We start from the raw sequence: 16,752 nt of genomic DNA on the forward strand, positions 1-16,752 counted from the left end.
ATTCGGTGATTATAGGTCCGTCCCTCCAGAAAAGATCATTTATCCAATACAGGTTTCGTTTATGTAAAACCGTATATGATGAAATAGTTCCCTTTCATCCACATCCTTTAACCTGAACATAAGGAGATTGATCATACAAATGTCAGTTTAGGAGGTTCTCCTAAACTGACATTGCTCTCTCTTTCACGGCATAATACCCCTATTGGTGTAAAACATCCCCAGAAAGTTTCCTTCCCCGTAAAAACGTCTCCAGTTCCGATGCCGGCAGGGGCCTGCTGAAATGATACCCCTGCCCAATCTGACAGCCATTCCGATTCAAAAATGACACCTGCTCTTCCATTTCGATCCCTTCTGCGATAGTCGTGAAATTCATATTCTGACTCATGTCTATGATGGCTTTTACAATCGAGACCTGATTTGAACTTTTCACAATATCATCCACGAACGATTTATCAATTTTAATACAATCGATCGGTAAATGTCTTAGATTATTTAATGACGAGTAACCCGTTCCGAAGTCATCCATGGAGATGATGACCCCCAACTGTTTTAACCTGTTAAGCACGGTCGTTGACCTTTCAAAGTCCTGCATTATACTCTCCGTTATTTCAAGCTCAAGACGTTCAGGCTCGAAAGCGAGATTCTGCAACGTATCTTCCACCATTTCAACAAAACCATCATCTTTGATCTGCCGGACAGATATATTCACTGCAACGGGAACAACACCCAATCCATTCTCTTCCCACTCCTTGCTTTGCTTACACGCCTCCCGCAGAACCCACTCACCGATCGGAATGATCAAGCCTGTCTCCTCCGCCAGTGGAATGAATTCAGCTGGAGAAACCATTCCTAATACTGGGTGCTCCCAACGGACAAGTGCCTCTACACCGATGATTTCAAAGGTCTTCAGCTCGACTTTCGGCTGGTAATGAAGACTTAATTGGTCGAACTCCAATACCTTTCGCAACCCATTTTCAATATCCATATTCCTTGAAGATACTTTCTCAAGTTCAGGATAGTAAAATTGGTAATTGTTCTTGCCACGGTCCTTCGCTAAATACATGGCCGTGTCTGCATGCTTAATTAAACTTTCCTGGTCTTTTCCATCTCTCGGATACATGCTGATCCCGATACTCGGGGTCACGAAAAATTCCTGTTCCTCGATGACGATCGGATTGGTGAACCGCTGTAGTATTTCTTCTGTCGTAGCTGCAACCAATGATTCATCCACATTGGAAAGGATGATGATAAATTCATCTCCTCCTTGCCTAAATACAATCCCTTTACCGTCTATCACAGCTTTCAAGCGGATGGCTACCCTCTCTAAAATGCTGTCTCCAGTAGAATGACCTTTTGTGTCATTGATGACCTTGAATCGATCTAAATCAAGAAACAAGATGGCCATGGATTGCTCCGGATAATCATATAAAGAGCCGCTCAAATATTGCTTGAATTTATTCCGGTTTGGAAGTCCGGTTAACGAATCGTAATACGCCATGGCATGAATCGTTTTCTCCGCTTTCTTCCGGTTCGTAATGTCCCGGCCCACCAATTGTATAGCCATCCTTCCCCCATACAAAATTGGCATGGCAGATATCTCCAGTTCAATTTCATCGCCATTAAGCCGGGTAATGGTCAATTCAAATCGTTCTCCTGAAGTCGAGCCTTTCGTCTGTTCTCTTATTTTTTTAATATTTTCAAGACTTGTAAACCGGGAAACACTCTTGTTTATAATATCTGTCGGGTTATCTGCACCAATCAACCTGCTTCCAGCTTCATTGATATAATCAAATGTCTGATTACTGATCACCGCAATGATATCCGGTGACAATTCTACTAAACTGCGATACTGATCTTCACTTTCCTTACGGTTAGTGATATCAAATAATACACTGGTAAAAGAAATCATCTCACCATGCTCATCCAGGGTGGGGATTCCTCTATCCTGTATCCAGCGGACCTGGCCATCCGGTCTTATGATCCGGTAAATACTCACGCATGCCTGACCAGAACCAAGATCCTCAGCCCTCTCGTCCAGCACCTCTTTATCGTCTGGGTGGATCACTTTCTTCCAGAGAAGAGTGTCCCGGTAGAAGTCATTCAATGGATATCCATATAAATTCTCAATTCCCGGTGTGATCAATAAAACATCCGATTTCATATCATGAGACCAGATGGCAACATCGAGTGTTTCAAATATGCTGTTTAAATTTTTATTACTCTTGGATAATTCCTTTGTAGCGCTCCAATTCCCTCTAAAAAGGGAATACAATAAAGCCAGCATACACAGCACTAATCCTGTGTGGAGAAATATTGACCATTCCCCATTTGAGTGTTCATTTGTTTTCCATGAAAAATCAAGAATTTCTAAAAAGATCATTGTGATAAAAAGTATGAAGACGGTTTTCTTATTTTGTATAAAAAACATTCATTATTCTCCTGAATATAAATTCTTTCTTCCCAAGTGTACTATTTATGGGTTTCATTCTCAATATAAGTAATAATTACCTATCAAAAAAGACCAGCACCCCGGCTGGTCCTATCTTAATATGATACACCTGTACGTGTATGTGTCTTCTTGAATTCATTTATATCAGGATCAAAATAATCTTCCTTAAAAGCAGGGACGAACTTGCCGTCCTTCAAGTAACCCGAACCCCATGTCGGATCGAGGGTCACCCACTCTCCATCCAGCTTCGCTTCTACCCACGCATGCCTTCCGGGAAAAATTCCTCCCGCCCTGCCTTCCACGAATCTCGCTTCGATATCACTTGATCGGAGCATGGCAATTGCCAGATACGCATAATCCTGGCATACACCTGTCTTGGATTCCAGTGTCTTCAGTGCACTATCATCCCAGTTGAAGTCATCATTTTCATACTTTTCAACATCATAAGAAACATTCTTTGCGACATAATCGTAGATGGCTTTCGCCTTATCCCTGTCATTCGTTTTTCCGTCTGTGACGGTTTCCGCCTGCTTCTTGATTTCAGGGGAGTCGGACTGTACCCCACGTGAAGGCAGGAGATCCCTTTTATCTTCCCCTGTGGATTCCACCTCAAACTTTGCAAAACCAAAGAACCTGAAGTAGTCGCTGTTTTCTTCCTTGATTTCAGGTACGCTGAGGGTCACCTCATATGTACCCGGTCCAAAGCGAAGGTAAAAGGAATCATCAAACGTGAAATCCTCAACGGGAATCACATCAAGCGCTTCATCCTCACCCTTTTTCGTGGTGATATAAATATGGGTGGTTTCAGGTCCGAATTCCACCTTAGGATCGATGCTTCCTTTGACTGTATATTGCCCGTCAGACTCCTCGCCCCCAAATTGTGGTGATTCAAGGGTCACACCACGCTCACGATAAGTCTCTGAATAGTCGATCGGACTCATGACACGATCAGATTCATTATCGATGAGGAGTGTTGTCGCAGTCTGGTAGTAGTTGTCACGGTCTCCATCAGGAACGAGCACTTCAAGCTCATGTACCCCTTTTCCATAAAACAGTGGGACATCATAATTAAATTCCCCGTTTATTACCGGGATGACATGCTTCCAGTTTTCTGAATCCTTCTTTAGTCTTAGCATGATGGTATCTTCATCTGAAAGGTTTCCAGCCTCACCTTTTAGAGAGAAGATTTCATTCCCCTTAACAAAGCTTGATTTCGTGTCCAAAGTCATTTCCGCATCCTGTCCAAATGGTGTGAGGGTCACATCCCTCTTGGTCTCGGGATTCACATTATGAACTTTAAAGGAAGCGGTATCGTAGTAGTAATCCTCACTGTCCTTGCTAGGAAGCTGCACAGAAACACTGTATTCCCCTTCGCCATTGAAAAAGTGAATGTCCTGTTTAAACGTTCCATCTTTAATCGGTGTATAGTATTCGAGCTGTCTTCCTGCAGGACCTTCTTCGCTCGCCCTGACCTTGATCCAGGCAAAATCAGATTTCAGGTCTTGATACTTCTCGATTTCCCCGTCTATGCTCACCTTCCCATTCGCTGCGAATTCTTTATACGTCGGTTCATTGATGGTGACACCGAGCTCCTCGCTGTAGGATGTGAGTTTAAGAGGTTCCTGCTCTCCGATTTCTTCGTTCTTCTTCTTTACTTCCTTTTCATACGGAACTTCTTCTTTTTGATGCGCCTTCGTTTCCTCACTGCCGGCACTCGAGTCACTGCATGCCGTCACCAGCAACAAACTGGCAACCACACTCATCAACAAAACCCAAAACGACCTTCTATTCTCCATGTCTTCCTCCTCAAATTTCTTACCATACTACATCTACGAACCACACAAAAAATGGTTCCTCATACTATTTTCCTATTCAGAGGGACGGACCTTAAAAGGGATTAAATTTAAAAAATATCTGTCGCGTTATAAGGTCCGTCCCTCACCATTCTATATCTGTTTATAGTAGAGGATGGTCGCCTCTAATTCCCCAAAGGGTGAAGCGGCGTAGTCCGGGATGCGCCCTCCTTGAATGTATCCCATGGATGTATAGAGATGGTTGGATGGCGCACCTTCAACTGTATCGAATATGAGCAAGGTCCGTCCCTCTTTTTTCGCTCTGTTCTCTGCTGCCTGCATGAGTTTTTTGGCGATGCCTTTTTGGCGGAAGTTGGGGTGGACCATCATTTTGGCGATTTCGGCTCTGTTTGTTCCGTTTTGTTTTGTGCAGAGTTGAAGTTGTACGGTTCCCGCCATGGCCCCCTCTATCCAAGCCACAAATAGTATCACGTGGGGATTGAGGGTTCCCCTCCAGAAGTCTGTTGCGTCAGCCGGAGATAAGGGGGATAAAAAACCAATCGATGCCCCGTCATCCACCACCGTCCTTATCAGGTCGGAAAGCTCTTCTAATTGCTGTTCTACCGTTGTCAATTCCTCAATGTAAAACTCCATTTTCATCACGTTCCACCCTCACTTCATTTTGATCATACGTACTGCCTGTAGAGTGATTTTCACCACTAGACTCCTTGTAAGCTACTATTCTACCTTTCCAAAGACCCAGAATCCCCCACTTTTATTCATATACCTCAAATTATATCGGCAATCCGGCCAACACTCTAACTTTTTTTGGAAAATAACTTAAATTGTTATACATATAGTAGAACAAAACTGTTATACTATATATATAACAAAATGAGGAGGTGAAACTTTGTTTATCCAAATTGAACCTCAATCGGATACACCTATATATGCCCAGGTACGGAATGGGATCATGGAAGGGATTGTCAGGGGAGAACTGACACCTGGAGACATCCTTCCCTCTGTCAGGAGCCTTGCCGGTGACCTTGGTGTGAACATGCATACAGTGAATAAAAGCTATCATGAATTGGAAAGCAAAGGGATCATCCGGATTGTGCCGAAGTCTGGCGCCGTCATCTGCTCGCCTTCTGAGAAGATTCCGACCCAAAGATTAAACCAGATTTCAGAAGAACTGCGTCCGGTGCTAGTGGAATCCCTTGTCGCTGGCATGAACGAAAAGGAGATCACTGAATTAGTCACGTCCATCATACTAAACGTTAAGGGGGAGTAACAATTGGAAATGACACTTATTTTCGTCACCGCAGGCTTTCTCGCAGCACTACAAATGGCCATACCATTCATTGTAAAACGGACGGTGGTGTTTGGTGTAACGATACCTGTGGATGAAGTAAAGAACGCCCAGCTCAAGCAATACAAAAAACTCTATGCAATCCTTACGTTCCTCATCTCTGTCATCGTGGTGGCCATCTATTTCATTTGGTCATCATCCATCACCCTTACAGAAAATCAACTTATAATTGTAGGGTTGTTCATGCCTTTTGTCATCCTATTTATTTCAATGGCTCTTTATTTCTATTTTCATGTGAAAGTCATGACGTTAAAAAAACAAAAGCATTGGTTCAAGGACCGAAAACAGGTACGGGTTTCAGAATTGAATCTGAGGACAATGGATGAAATGCTTCCGTGGGTGGTCTATGTGATTCCCATGGTCATCTCAGTTGGTTTGGTGGTGTTTACTTTAATAAATTACACCAGTCTTCCGGACCAGATCCCTACTCACTGGGGACCCGATGGAAAGCCTGATGCTTTCACCGATAAAACGTACCTTTCCGCTCTGACCCTTCCTCTTGTGTTACTGATTATGAATGGGATGTTCCTAGGGATCAATGAGCTGACAAGGAATTCCGGCATCAAGCTCAGCGCAGGTAATGTAAAGGCATCAAGGGTCCGTCAGCTGCGCCTTCGTAAATACACGAGCTGGTTATTGTTCTTCATCTCCATCATGGTTTCCATGCTGTTTACGTTCCTGCAGTTCACGACCTTATATGAAAACAGCGTCAGCGATCTGCTGATCATCACTATGCCACTCGCTTTCTCTGCACTCGTCCTGGTCGGGACCATCATACTTGCAGTCAAAGTGGGGAAGAAGGATTCAGACCTGGACATAGAAATCATCGAGGAAGGATCCGGTGAAGTGATCAATGCTGACGACGATCAGTACTGGAAAGGCGGACTCTTCTACTTCAACCCAGAAGATCCCTCCATCTTCGTCGAAAAACGCTTCGGAGTAGGCTGGACCATGAACTTCGCCAGACCACTGGGGTACTTCATCCTCATCGGACCGCTCCTCATCATACTAATCGTTACACTACTATAATGTTGAGGGACGGACCTCTAATTTCAAGCAAAACGTGATATTCACGTACTGCTGAATGGAGGCCCGTCCCTTTTGTGATGCGGTTTCCACGTTTCGGATGCATGCAGAAATCTTTCATAACCCATCGAAAATCGAGGTCCGTCCCTCTACAAAGTTACTATACTAAAAAAGGCTCAATCTCTGAAAATTCGACATTTGTTATGGACAGATTGTTCGGAATACTATATAAATAGTAGATGGAAACTCACAAAGAAAACGTTTACAACATGATTTGACAAGGAGGATTCTATGTTAGATGTGCTAGACAAGATTAATTCATTCTTATGGGGGACACCAAGTTTAGTGCTATTATTCGGGACAGGTCTTTTCCTGACCTTTATGCTGAAAGGACTTCAATTCCGCAAACTGATGTATGCTTTTAAACTGGCTTTTACGAAAGAGAAGCCTTCTGCATCCTCTGATCAATCAGAAGGGGACATCAGTAACTTTAAAACGCTGATGACGGCTTTATCGGCAACAATCGGGAACGGGAATATCGCGGGTGTGGCTACGGCCCTGACCATCGGTGGACCCGGGGCGATCTTCTGGATGTGGGTCGTTGGCCTTCTCGGTATGGCAACGAAGTACGGCGAAGCCCTTCTTGCCATGAAGTACCGGGTTAAAAATAAGAACGGGGAATACTCAGGCGGTCCTATGTATTATGTAGAAAAAGGCCTTGGCAGTAAGTGGAAGTGGCTGGCCGTGGCATTCGCTTTATTTGGAGCATTCGCCGCTCTCGGAATCGGGAACAGTGTACAGTCGAATACGATCGCCGATGTCATGGGTACAAGCTTTCACATCAACAACCTGACAACAGGTATCATTCTTGCCGTTCTGACAGGATTGATCATCTTCGGAGGAATTCAGCGGATCAGTACGGTCGCTTCCTTCTTCGTGCCGATCATGGCATTCCTTTATATTGGAGGCTCTCTGATCATCATCGTCCTGAATTATGACATGATCATCCCTGCATTTAAAATGATTTTCTTCTATGCGTTCAATCCTGTAGCAGCTGCCGGTGGATTTACGGGGATCATCATCTCAGAAGCGATCCGCAGCGGGGTTTCACGGGGCATCTTCTCCAATGAGGCCGGGCTTGGTACCGCCGCACTGATTGCCGGTAATGCGAAAACCGATCACCCGGTCAAGCAGGCACTCGTTGCAATGACGGGAACATTCATCGTTACGATCGTCGTTTGTACAATGACGGGGCTTGTACTGTTGATCACAGGTTTTTGGGATCCGACCGGTGGAGCGATTTCCGGTGTCGAGCACGCTCCGAGCCTGGACGGCGGGGCATTGACAAGTGCCGCATTCGGACATGCCCTCGGGGTCGTCGGGGAATACATCGTATCGTTCTCCGTCATTTTCTTCGGTTTCTCTACCATCGTGGGATGGTATATGTACGGAGAGAAATGCTTCGAGTATATCACGAACTACCGATTCGCTAACTCTTACAGACTTATTTACATCTTTGCAACTGGACTCGGGGCAGTCGCCAACCTGGAACTTGTTTGGGCTTTTGCCGATATGTCTAATGCCTTGATGATGATCCCGAACCTGATTGCATTACTATTACTCTATAAAGTCATCGTTTCGGAAACGAATCATTATTTTAATGAATATCTGCCGATGATGGAAGCTCGTCCAAGAAACAAAGCAAGTTAAAAAAACCCGGTGTGATCTCTGTCACGCCGGGTTTTTGAATTTGATCAGGCATACCACTTATGCCACATATGATCATTTCTTCCCCGGGCAAATGCGTCCACCCGGTTCGGTCCCCATGAAACCACTCCCGGTGATGAACGCACGCCTCCACGTGGTGCACCAAGATCCTCCCAGTTGCTCCAGCGGGAACCGTTCCACCATTTGTGCCACATATTGTTGTTGTCTCCACGTACAAAGGTATCAATGCGGTTCTGGGCCCATGAAGATGCGGCAGGAGCCCCTTCAAACCCTCGAGGCGGTGAACCAAGATCTTCCCAATTACTCCATCGTGAACCATTCCACCACTTATGCCACATCCGGTCGTTGTTTCCCCGTACAAAGCAATCGATGCGATTTGGCCCCCAGGATACGGCACCAGGTGAGTCCCTCAAACCGCCTCTTGGTGCGCCAAGGTTCTCCCATTGACTCCAGTTCCGGCCGTCCCACCACTTATGCCAAAGGTTGTTATCATATCCTTGGACGAACACATCCAATCGATTGGCTGACCAGGACGACACCGTCGGATCTCCCTTAAAGCCCCGCGGAGGTCCGCCGAGATCTTCCCATTCACTCCATCTTCTGCCGTCCCACCATTTATGAAAAAGAATATCCCGATTCCCTCTGACAAAGGTATCAATCCGATTAGGACCCCATGATACGGCTGCAGGCGAACTCTTCAGCCCTCTTCTCGGTGCTCCGAGGTCTTCCCAATTACTCCATTGCGAACCGTCCCACCATTTGTGATACATTCTGTCGTTTTCGCCTCTGACAAACGTATCAAGCCGGTTCGCCTGCCAGGAAGCAACGGCAGGTGATCCCTTCATCCCACGTGGTGGCGCACCTAGATCCTCCCATTCCCTCCAGTTGGAACGGGAGTCAAAAGGATCCGTGTAACCTGCCTGTGTAGCATACCCCTGATAAGGATCATAATAGTGAAGATTCTGTGGATAATATTCCTGTTGTGGGAAATGCTGCTGATAAGTATGTGGTAAAAGGATGTCTTCATAATCATTCCTTACTTCTGCTCCAAATGGATAGCACTCATATGGAATTGGATAAACCGGGTACCGTCTCTGAAATAACATACTGCATCCCTCCTCGCATTTACTGTATGCAAGAGCCCAGGTGGAGGAGTATGTACATATTTTTCAACAAAAAAGACTTCCCCACATGAGGTGGAGAAGTCCATACCACTTATACCATATACTCTCTATATTTTTCAGCATCACTTACCTTACATTCAAGGGTAAGCTTCGTTCCATTTTCTTCATATTCGGTTTCTAACACATTGGCATTCTCATTAAAATAAGAGATCAAATGCCCTTTATCAAACGGAATCAGCATTTGACAGCGTTTATAGTCTTTAAAGATATAACTCTTCACGACTTGAAGGAGCTCATCAATCCCTATTCTATTTTTCGCAGAAAAATAGATGCGATCCTTCTCTACTCTCGGTACTTCTTCATCAACCAACTCTGCCTTATTGAACGCATAAATGACAGGGATATCGCCAGTCCCGAGGCCATCAAGGGTTTGATCCGTCACCTTCATCAATTTTTCATAATGAGGGTCTGAATAATCCACAACGTGAACGATTAGATCCGCTTCAACGACCTCTTCAAGGGTGGAACGGAACGCCTTGACCAGCTGATGTGGCAGCTTATTGACGAATCCGACGGTATCAGTCAATAGAAATTCCTTCTTGTCCGGTAACGTAATATTCCTTACCGAAGTTTCAAGGGTCGCAAATAGCATATCCTTTTCAAACACCTGCTTGTTCTCGTTCGGATGGAATGTTTCCACGAACGCATTCATCGTCGTCGACTTCCCGGCATTCGTGTAGCCGACAAGGGAAACAACGGGGATTTCACTCTTTTTGCGCTGTTTTCTCTGTGTGGTTCGCAGGTCGACAAGAGAATCCAGTTCCTTATTCAAGGCCGTGATTTTCTCTTCAATCCGTCGACGGTCGAGCTCTAGCTTCGTTTCACCCGCACCACGGTTGGCAAGTCCCGAACCTCCGCCTTGACGGCCCAGTGATTCACGACGTCCCACAAGACGGGGAAGCATGTATTGAAGCTGTGCCACCTCGACTTGAAGCTGGGCCTCACGGGTCTTCGCCCGCTCTGCAAAGATATCGAGAATCAGCATCGTTCTGTCCATGACACGGACGTCCAGCTTCTCCTCCAACACACGTATTTGTGATGGAGACAGTTCATCATTGGTGATCAGAACATCCGCATCCCACTCTTCAATTAGCGGAAGCAGTTCGTCGATCTTCCCCTTTCCGATATAGTGTACGTGGTTCGGCCGGGGCAGGTTTTGCGTCAGTTCACCGACCACATCGATTTGCCTTGCTTGAGCTAATCCATTCAACTCAAGCATCGAATATTCAAAGTCATTGTTCTTATCTTTTGTATTAACGCCTATGGCGATCGCTTTTAATCTTTCTTCCATTATAGGGTCACTTCCTATCACATATTTTCGTACAAGAAAAGCACAGGCTGCTGCCTGTGCTTTTTGTAAATGGATGTTGAATATACAGATGGAACGCGAAGAAGCCCGCACTTTCTCCTGATGACAGTAATAAAAGTCATCGAAATAGCACCATCCAATAGATATTCAATTCTATTCTCAAAGAGGAAGAAGAACTCCCCTTTCTTCATACACGCTAAATGAAGAATTCCTTTAAAAATAGTCAGACCGATCCCATTTACCCTGCACACAGGCAGAGCCTTTGAACTTATTCAATTAAGCGTTCAAATTGCGGATGCGAAGTCTGATCAAAATCAAAAGGAAAACCTCCATTTCTCATAAGTTACACCCATTCTACCACACCTCTTGATGAATGGGAAGATATGGTTTGAGGGACGGACCTCCGAATCCTCTTTTCCAGATTGTATAACCGGACATTTTCAGGTCCGTCCCTCACCTCGTTACCTTACTAAAGAAAAAAACCTCCAAATTTCACGATTTTCATTTGATCTACAAATGAAAAGATGAAAATTTGGAGGTCCGTCCCTGAATCAAGGAGTTATACTAATTAACATCCCAAAGTACTGCATACAGCGTTTTTCAATACAGATACAAGATTGCTGTTCGGAGCCAAGATTGAAACCAACAACCACGCGACTAGTAATAAAACAGCAATTAGAAAGGTAACAAGACCTAACGTCATGTAGAATCCCCCCTTTCTATCAAGAAATCTAGTAAGTGAGCTCTCTTACAACGTTATTCTATGAAAAATCACTAGAGTTGAACCGGCAAATATAATAGAAACAGAAAAAGGGCAGAGCCCTTTCTTAACAAAACCTTCACAAACAATAGGTACTTCGTGTGATTGAGATACGTTTCACATGGGTATACACTATACTGGAATGAACATTCATTCCGTATTACCGTTATGAAAGGCTGAACGAACATGTCACAGGCAATAAATAAACGGGACAGCATTGTAAAGAGTTCCCTTGTTCTTTTTGCAGAGCGGGGTTATGATGCCACGACGATTCCCATGATTGCGACGTCTGCCGGCGTTGGAGCCGGTACGATCTATCGATACTTCGAAAATAAAGAAGTGCTTGGGAATTCACTCTTCAAAGAATATGTAAATATGTTCAAAGAAACGGTGGAAAAGGATTTCCCTTATGATCAGTCGATCCGGAGTCAATTCCACCATATTTTTCATTCAATGATCTTGTTTACAAAGGAACAAAGTCAAGCCCTTTACTTTATCAAAACACATAGCAGCGCCCATTTCCTAAACGAAGAAAGTCATGAAAGTTTCGAAGGACTGCTGAATATCTTTAAATGCTTCTTCGATTCAGGAAAAGACAAAAAGGAAATCAAGAATCTTCCTTCAACGGCTTTGATCGCAATTTTGTATGGTGCCTTTCTCGAGCTACAGCGACTGGTCCGGATCGGGGAATTAAAACCTGATGCCACCATGCTTAAAGACGTAGAGGAAAGTATGTGGGACGCTGTCAGGTTCCACGGCTGAGAAACAATTTGTTTCTCAGCTCCAAGCGGAATGAACGTTCATTCCGTAGACTAAACGACTATTACGAGGTGAAGGAAACATGACACATCAATCACAATATCCACAACCGAAAACCTATGGCCCCCTCGGGAGTTTACCCGTTATCGATAAAGAAAAGCCCCTTCAATCCTTTATGAAGCTTGCAAGGGAACTCGGACCGATCTATCAGTTCCAGTTTCCAGGTAGATTAAGCACCTTTGTTTCAAGCGCTTCCCTTGCAGAGGAAATATGCGATGAAACCCGCTTTGACAAAAAAGTGGGGCCTGCCCTCCAAAAAGTGAGAGCATTCGGCGGAGACGGTCTTTTCACAAGTGAAACGACAGAAATCAATTGGAAAAAGGCACATAATATCCTTCTCCCGAGTTTCAGTCAGCAGGCCATGAAAGGATATCACGCTAAAATGGTGGATCTCGCCACCCAGCTCATCCAAAAATGGTCCCGACTGAATCCGGCAGATGAAATCGACGTTCCTGAAGATATGACCCGTCTGACCCTCGATACCATCGGACTTTGCGGTTTCAATTACCGCTTTAACAGTTTCTACCGTGAAACGTCCCATCCTTTCGTGGACAGCATGGTTCGTGCACTGGACGAAGCGATGAACCAATCCCAGCGTCTTGGGGTCCAGGATAAACTGATGATCAAATCAAAAAAACAATTCAGAGAAGACATTGAGTATATGTTCTCCCTTGTCGATGAATTGATTGCCGAGCGGAAGGAAAAAGGGGATCTTGGTGAAGAAGACCTACTCTCCTATATGTTGAAAGGAACAGATCCAGAAACAGGCGAAGCGCTGAGTGACGAAAACATCCGCTTTCAAATCATCACGTTCTTGATCGCAGGACATGAAACGACAAGTGGACTGCTCTCTTTCGCTCTCTACTTCCTGATGAACAATCCGGATAAACTGAAAATGGCCCAGGAAGAAGTCGACCGCGTTGTAGGAGATGATATTCCGGACTATAAACAAGTGAAACAAATGAAATATGTCCGTATGGTGTTGAATGAAACACTCCGGCATTGGCCGACCGCCCCTGCTTTTTCCGTCTATGCGAAAGAAGATACCACACTGGGTGGCAAATATGATGTCAAAAAAGATGATGTATTTACACTGGTCATTCCTGAACTGCACCGCGATTCCTCTGTATGGGGAGAGGATGTTGAAGCCTTTATTCCAGAGCGTTTCGAGGATCCTTCATCCATTCCGTACCATGCGTATAAACCGTTCGGAAACGGGCAGCGTGCCTGCATTGGACAGCAGTTCGCCCTCCATGAAGCCACCCTGGTCCTTGGCATGGTGCTTCAGCACTTTGATCTGATCGATCACAAAGACTATACATTGGATGTAAAAGAAACACTGACCCTCAAGCCGGATGGATTAACGATGCGGGTATCACCTCGTAAGCCTGCCATGTCATTCTCGATTGCTTCCAAGGGAGAAGAAAAAGCAGATGACGTCACCAAGCCCAAAGTGGTAGAATCTTCCCACGGAACACCTTTACTCGTTCTCTATGGATCTAACATGGGAACAGCTGAAGGGATAGCCCGTGATTTAGGAGAGTCAGGACGTCAGCAAGGATTCTCGACGGAGATTGCTCCTTTAGATGAATACACTGCCGGACTCCCTACAAACGGAGCTGTTCTGATTGTCTCGGCTTCCTATAACGGAAATCCTCCTGACAATGCAGGAAAATTCATTTCCATGCTGAAGGAAAGTCAGACAGATGAATTTGAAGGTGTCCGCTACGCTGTGTTTGGGTGCGGTGACCATAACTGGGCCACTACGTATCAGCGTATCCCGAACTTCATTGATGAACAGCTTCATGAAAAAGGCGCGCACCGTATAACAGAAATAGGTCACGGCGATGCAAGCGACGACTTTGAAGGGGATTACGAAAAGTGGGTAGAAGCCCTTTGGCCAAACCTTGCTGAAGAACTAAACATCAAGCTCCATCAAAATGATGAAACGAACAGCTCCATTACGATGAATTTTGTCAGCGATGTAAGTGATACGCCACTCGCCCGGACGCATCATGCCTTCACAGCCGTGGTGAATGAGAATTTCGAATTACAGCATGCTGAAAGTGGCCGGAATACAAGGCATATCGCCCTAACCTTACCAGAAGGTGTTACGTATCAGGAAGGAGATCATGTCGGAGTCCTTCCGCAAAATCCATCGACTCTTGTCGAGCGAGTGCTCAGTCGATTCAACTTGAACGGATCAGACTACGTCCAACTGACGGGAGATTCCGGTAAAGCAGCTCATCTCCCTACCGAAAAACCGGTGAAACTTCACGAATTACTGGCGAATTATGTAGAGTTCCAGGAGCCTGCTACCCGTTCTCAAATCCGTGCTCTAGCGGCTCATACCGTCTGCCCTCCTCACGTTGTTGAACTTGAGGAACTGTTGAAAGATGATATATATAAAGAGGCGGTACTAAACAAGCGAATCACCATGCTTGATCTTGTTGAAAAATACATGGCTTGCGAAATACCTTTTGAAGGATTCCTGGCACTGCTCCCTCCTTTAAAGGCACGCTATTATTCAATCTCAAGTTCACCTTTATACAAGGGTGGCGAAGCCACCATCACCGTAAGCGTTGTACGAAGCGAAGCATGGAGCGGTAATGGTGAATATAAGGGCATCGCATCCAACTACTTGGCTGAACGTGAAATCGGAGACAAGATCGCCTGCTTCATCAGCACACCTCAGTCGAATTTCCAGCTGCCTGAGGATCCGCAAACACCGATTGTCATGGTTGGTCCTGGAACAGGAATCGCTCCGTTCAGAGGGTTCATCCAGGCACGCAGCGTCCTGAAAGAACAAGGGAAATCACTCGGCGAGGCTCATCTCTACTTCGGTTGCCGAAACCCCGAGCACGATTACCTGTATCAAAGCGAATTGGAGAAAGCGGAACACGAGGGCATCGTCACCCTGCATACAGCATTCTCAAGATGCCCGGGTCAAGAGAAAACCTACGTACAGCATCGGTTAGCAGAAAATGCTGAAGAAATCCTGCCGTTACTAAAAGATGGCGGACGTCTATACATTTGCGGTGACGGAAGCAAAATGGCACCCGATGTAGAAAAGACATTAGTAGAAAGCTACATGCGTTTCTATCAAACATCAAAAAAAGAAGCCGATACATGGTTGCGATCATTGGAAGAAGAAGGTCGATACGCGAAGGATGTTTGGGCTGGAGCATGATGGGAGAGAAGCGGATCCTTATGGGGTCCGCTTTTTTTGTGATGTTTCTGGACTGCAAAACCGGTTGAGGGGATTTCGCTGATATATTGAATATTTGGGTGATAAAATCAATATTTCGCTCATAAATCACCTCCTCAACAATTTTCTCTCAACCTAACCCTATCCCTACAAAAAAAACAGCGAATCCACTAGAATTCGCTGTTTCCTCCCTCACTTTTTCCTAACCGGGATCCAAATCTCACTTCTAAACATATCAGAGCCAACATCTTTACTTTCATTCCACAATATCTCCGGTCCTTCTGCCAGTTCATAGCTTGAAGATGGAAACCATTCAGCGTAAATCCGCCCCCACAATTGTTGCAAGGTTTCCGGAAATGGACCGACCGCTTCGAATACAGCCCTTGTCAGCTTGGGAACTTCAAGTTTGGATAAATCAGAAGGACATTCTTCCGTTGTGGCAGCCCCGATGTAATGATCGAGCTCCCCTTTCTCTTCCATTCTTTCATCGGAAAATTGGACGGATGCACTTATCAATCCTCGGGGCTCCACATTAGACATCCCTTTCAGTTGCTTAATCATCCCTTCGTCCAAACTCTGCCACATAGCAGCAATTTCAGGATGCACCCCATTAAAAATGATGGGCACCCGCTTCATGATCCCTACAATGGAAAATGGTGCTTTTTCTACGATTCTAACATTCATTTCATTGCCTCCTCTGATGGATAATTGGAAGGTCATAGGCGGAAATGCTTTGATAGAATGGCCCTTCGCTTGAGATGGCGTGATCCCGTGGATTTTTTGAAAGGCTCTCGTAAAGGAATCAGGTGAAGAGTAGCCATATTTCATGGCTATATCAATGATCTTTGCCTCACTGTTTTGCACTTCAAGTGCTGCCAGGGTCAAACGGCGGCGTCTGATGTATTCTGATAAAGGGATCCCTGCCAGGAACGAAAACATCCGCTTAAAATGGTGCTCGGAGCAATATGCTCGCTTAGCCACATCTCTCAGCCTGATTTCTTCCGTCAGATTCTCTTCAATATACCGTAAAGCGTCATTCATATTCTTTAAAGAATCCATTTCCACTACCTCCTTCCTCAACAGAATAGCAAGAATGAATAGGAGCAT

The 16,752-nt window shown here is 45.1% G+C and carries 12 protein-coding genes; 5 read left to right on the top strand and 7 right to left on the bottom strand.

Going from position 1 to position 16,752, the window contains the following annotated elements; translation table 11 throughout:
• Positions 1 to 199: 199 nt before the first annotated feature.
• The 3 genes from KYJ26_RS10070 to KYJ26_RS10080 form a co-directional block, all read right to left on the bottom strand.
• Positions 200 to 2,428 (bottom strand): EAL domain-containing protein, encoded by a 2,229-nt coding sequence (locus KYJ26_RS10070; protein WP_219167142.1) that lies wholly within the window; start codon positions 2,426 to 2,428, stop codon positions 200 to 202.
• A gap of 116 nt (positions 2,429 to 2,544) precedes the next feature.
• Complete coding sequence (locus KYJ26_RS10075; protein WP_257474961.1) at positions 2,545 to 4,245, bottom strand: transglutaminase-like domain-containing protein; 1,701 nt, start codon at positions 4,243 to 4,245, stop codon at positions 2,545 to 2,547.
• Positions 4,246 to 4,395: 150 nt separating this feature from the next.
• Positions 4,396 to 4,902 (bottom strand): GNAT family N-acetyltransferase, encoded by a 507-nt coding sequence (locus KYJ26_RS10080; protein WP_219167143.1) that lies wholly within the window; start codon positions 4,900 to 4,902, stop codon positions 4,396 to 4,398.
• A 250-nt stretch (positions 4,903 to 5,152) separates the two neighbouring features.
• Here KYJ26_RS10080 and KYJ26_RS10085 point away from each other — a divergent pair, with 250 nt between their 5' ends.
• From KYJ26_RS10085 to KYJ26_RS10095, 3 genes are all read left to right on the top strand, one after another.
• Positions 5,153 to 5,533: a GntR family transcriptional regulator gene (locus KYJ26_RS10085; protein ID WP_219167144.1), complete on the top strand. Its 381-nt coding sequence runs from the start codon at positions 5,153 to 5,155 to the stop codon at positions 5,531 to 5,533.
• Positions 5,534 to 5,542: 9 nt separating this feature from the next.
• Entirely contained in the window at positions 5,543 to 6,640 is a 1,098-nt protein-coding gene (locus KYJ26_RS10090; RefSeq protein ID WP_219167819.1) for a DUF1648 domain-containing protein, read from the top strand.
• Between the two features lie 288 nt (positions 6,641 to 6,928).
• Positions 6,929 to 8,347: an alanine/glycine:cation symporter family protein gene (locus tag KYJ26_RS10095; protein WP_219167145.1), complete on the top strand. Its 1,419-nt coding sequence runs from the start codon at positions 6,929 to 6,931 to the stop codon at positions 8,345 to 8,347.
• A gap of 44 nt (positions 8,348 to 8,391) precedes the next feature.
• On the opposite strand, the gene KYJ26_RS10100 is transcribed toward KYJ26_RS10095, so the two are convergent.
• From KYJ26_RS10100 to KYJ26_RS23950, 3 genes are all read right to left on the bottom strand, one after another.
• Positions 8,392 to 9,471, bottom strand: a complete 1,080-nt coding sequence (locus tag KYJ26_RS10100) for a PLL family lectin (protein WP_219167146.1) — start codon at positions 9,469 to 9,471, stop codon at positions 8,392 to 8,394.
• A 109-nt stretch (positions 9,472 to 9,580) separates the two neighbouring features.
• On the bottom strand, positions 9,581 to 10,840 hold the full coding sequence (gene hflX, locus KYJ26_RS10105; RefSeq protein ID WP_219167147.1) for a GTPase HflX: 1,260 nt from the start codon (positions 10,838 to 10,840) through the stop codon (positions 9,581 to 9,583).
• A gap of 586 nt (positions 10,841 to 11,426) precedes the next feature.
• Positions 11,427 to 11,561 carry a hypothetical protein gene (locus tag KYJ26_RS23950; protein WP_257474962.1) on the bottom strand — a complete coding sequence of 45 codons (135 nt, stop codon included), beginning with the start codon at positions 11,559 to 11,561 and terminating at the stop codon, positions 11,427 to 11,429.
• Positions 11,562 to 11,804: 243 nt separating this feature from the next.
• Here KYJ26_RS23950 and KYJ26_RS10110 point away from each other — a divergent pair, with 243 nt between their 5' ends.
• Entirely contained in the window at positions 11,805 to 12,380 is a 576-nt protein-coding gene (locus KYJ26_RS10110) for a TetR/AcrR family transcriptional regulator (protein WP_219167148.1), read from the top strand.
• 79 nt (positions 12,381 to 12,459) lie between these two features.
• Complete coding sequence (locus KYJ26_RS10115) at positions 12,460 to 15,627, top strand: bifunctional cytochrome P450/NADPH--P450 reductase (protein ID WP_219167149.1); 3,168 nt, start codon at positions 12,460 to 12,462, stop codon at positions 15,625 to 15,627.
• Positions 15,628 to 15,837: 210 nt separating this feature from the next.
• Here KYJ26_RS10115 and KYJ26_RS10120 read toward each other — a convergent pair whose 3' ends face one another.
• A complete protein-coding gene (locus KYJ26_RS10120) occupies positions 15,838 to 16,704 on the bottom strand; it encodes an AraC family transcriptional regulator (RefSeq protein WP_219167150.1) in 867 nt (288 codons plus the stop codon).
• Positions 16,705 to 16,752: the final 48 nt, after the last annotated feature.

This window comes from Rossellomorea orangium (assembly GCF_019334305.1).
In the GTDB taxonomy this organism is placed as follows: domain Bacteria; phylum Bacillota; class Bacilli; order Bacillales; family Bacillaceae_B; genus Rossellomorea.

Coding starts and splice junctions, on each gene's coding strand:
- KYJ26_RS23950 (WP_257474962.1), bottom strand. CDS start 11,561: ATGACGTTAGGTCTTGTTACCTTTCTAATTGCTGTTTTATTACTAGTC.
- KYJ26_RS10080 (WP_219167143.1), bottom strand. CDS start 4,902: ATGAAAATGGAGTTTTACATTGAGGAATTGACAACGGTAGAACAGCAA.
- KYJ26_RS10070 (WP_219167142.1), bottom strand. CDS start 2,428: ATGTTTTTTATACAAAATAAGAAAACCGTCTTCATACTTTTTATCACA.
- KYJ26_RS10115 (WP_219167149.1), top strand. CDS start 12,460: ATGACACATCAATCACAATATCCACAACCGAAAACCTATGGCCCCCTC.
- KYJ26_RS10120 (WP_219167150.1), bottom strand. CDS start 16,704: ATGGATTCTTTAAAGAATATGAATGACGCTTTACGGTATATTGAAGAG.
- KYJ26_RS10095 (WP_219167145.1), top strand. CDS start 6,929: ATGTTAGATGTGCTAGACAAGATTAATTCATTCTTATGGGGGACACCA.
- KYJ26_RS10075 (WP_257474961.1), bottom strand. CDS start 4,245: ATGGAGAATAGAAGGTCGTTTTGGGTTTTGTTGATGAGTGTGGTTGCC.
- KYJ26_RS10100 (WP_219167146.1), bottom strand. CDS start 9,471: ATGTTATTTCAGAGACGGTACCCGGTTTATCCAATTCCATATGAGTGC.
- KYJ26_RS10110 (WP_219167148.1), top strand. CDS start 11,805: ATGTCACAGGCAATAAATAAACGGGACAGCATTGTAAAGAGTTCCCTT.
- KYJ26_RS10090 (WP_219167819.1), top strand. CDS start 5,543: ATGACACTTATTTTCGTCACCGCAGGCTTTCTCGCAGCACTACAAATG.
- hflX (WP_219167147.1), bottom strand. CDS start 10,840: ATGGAAGAAAGATTAAAAGCGATCGCCATAGGCGTTAATACAAAAGAT.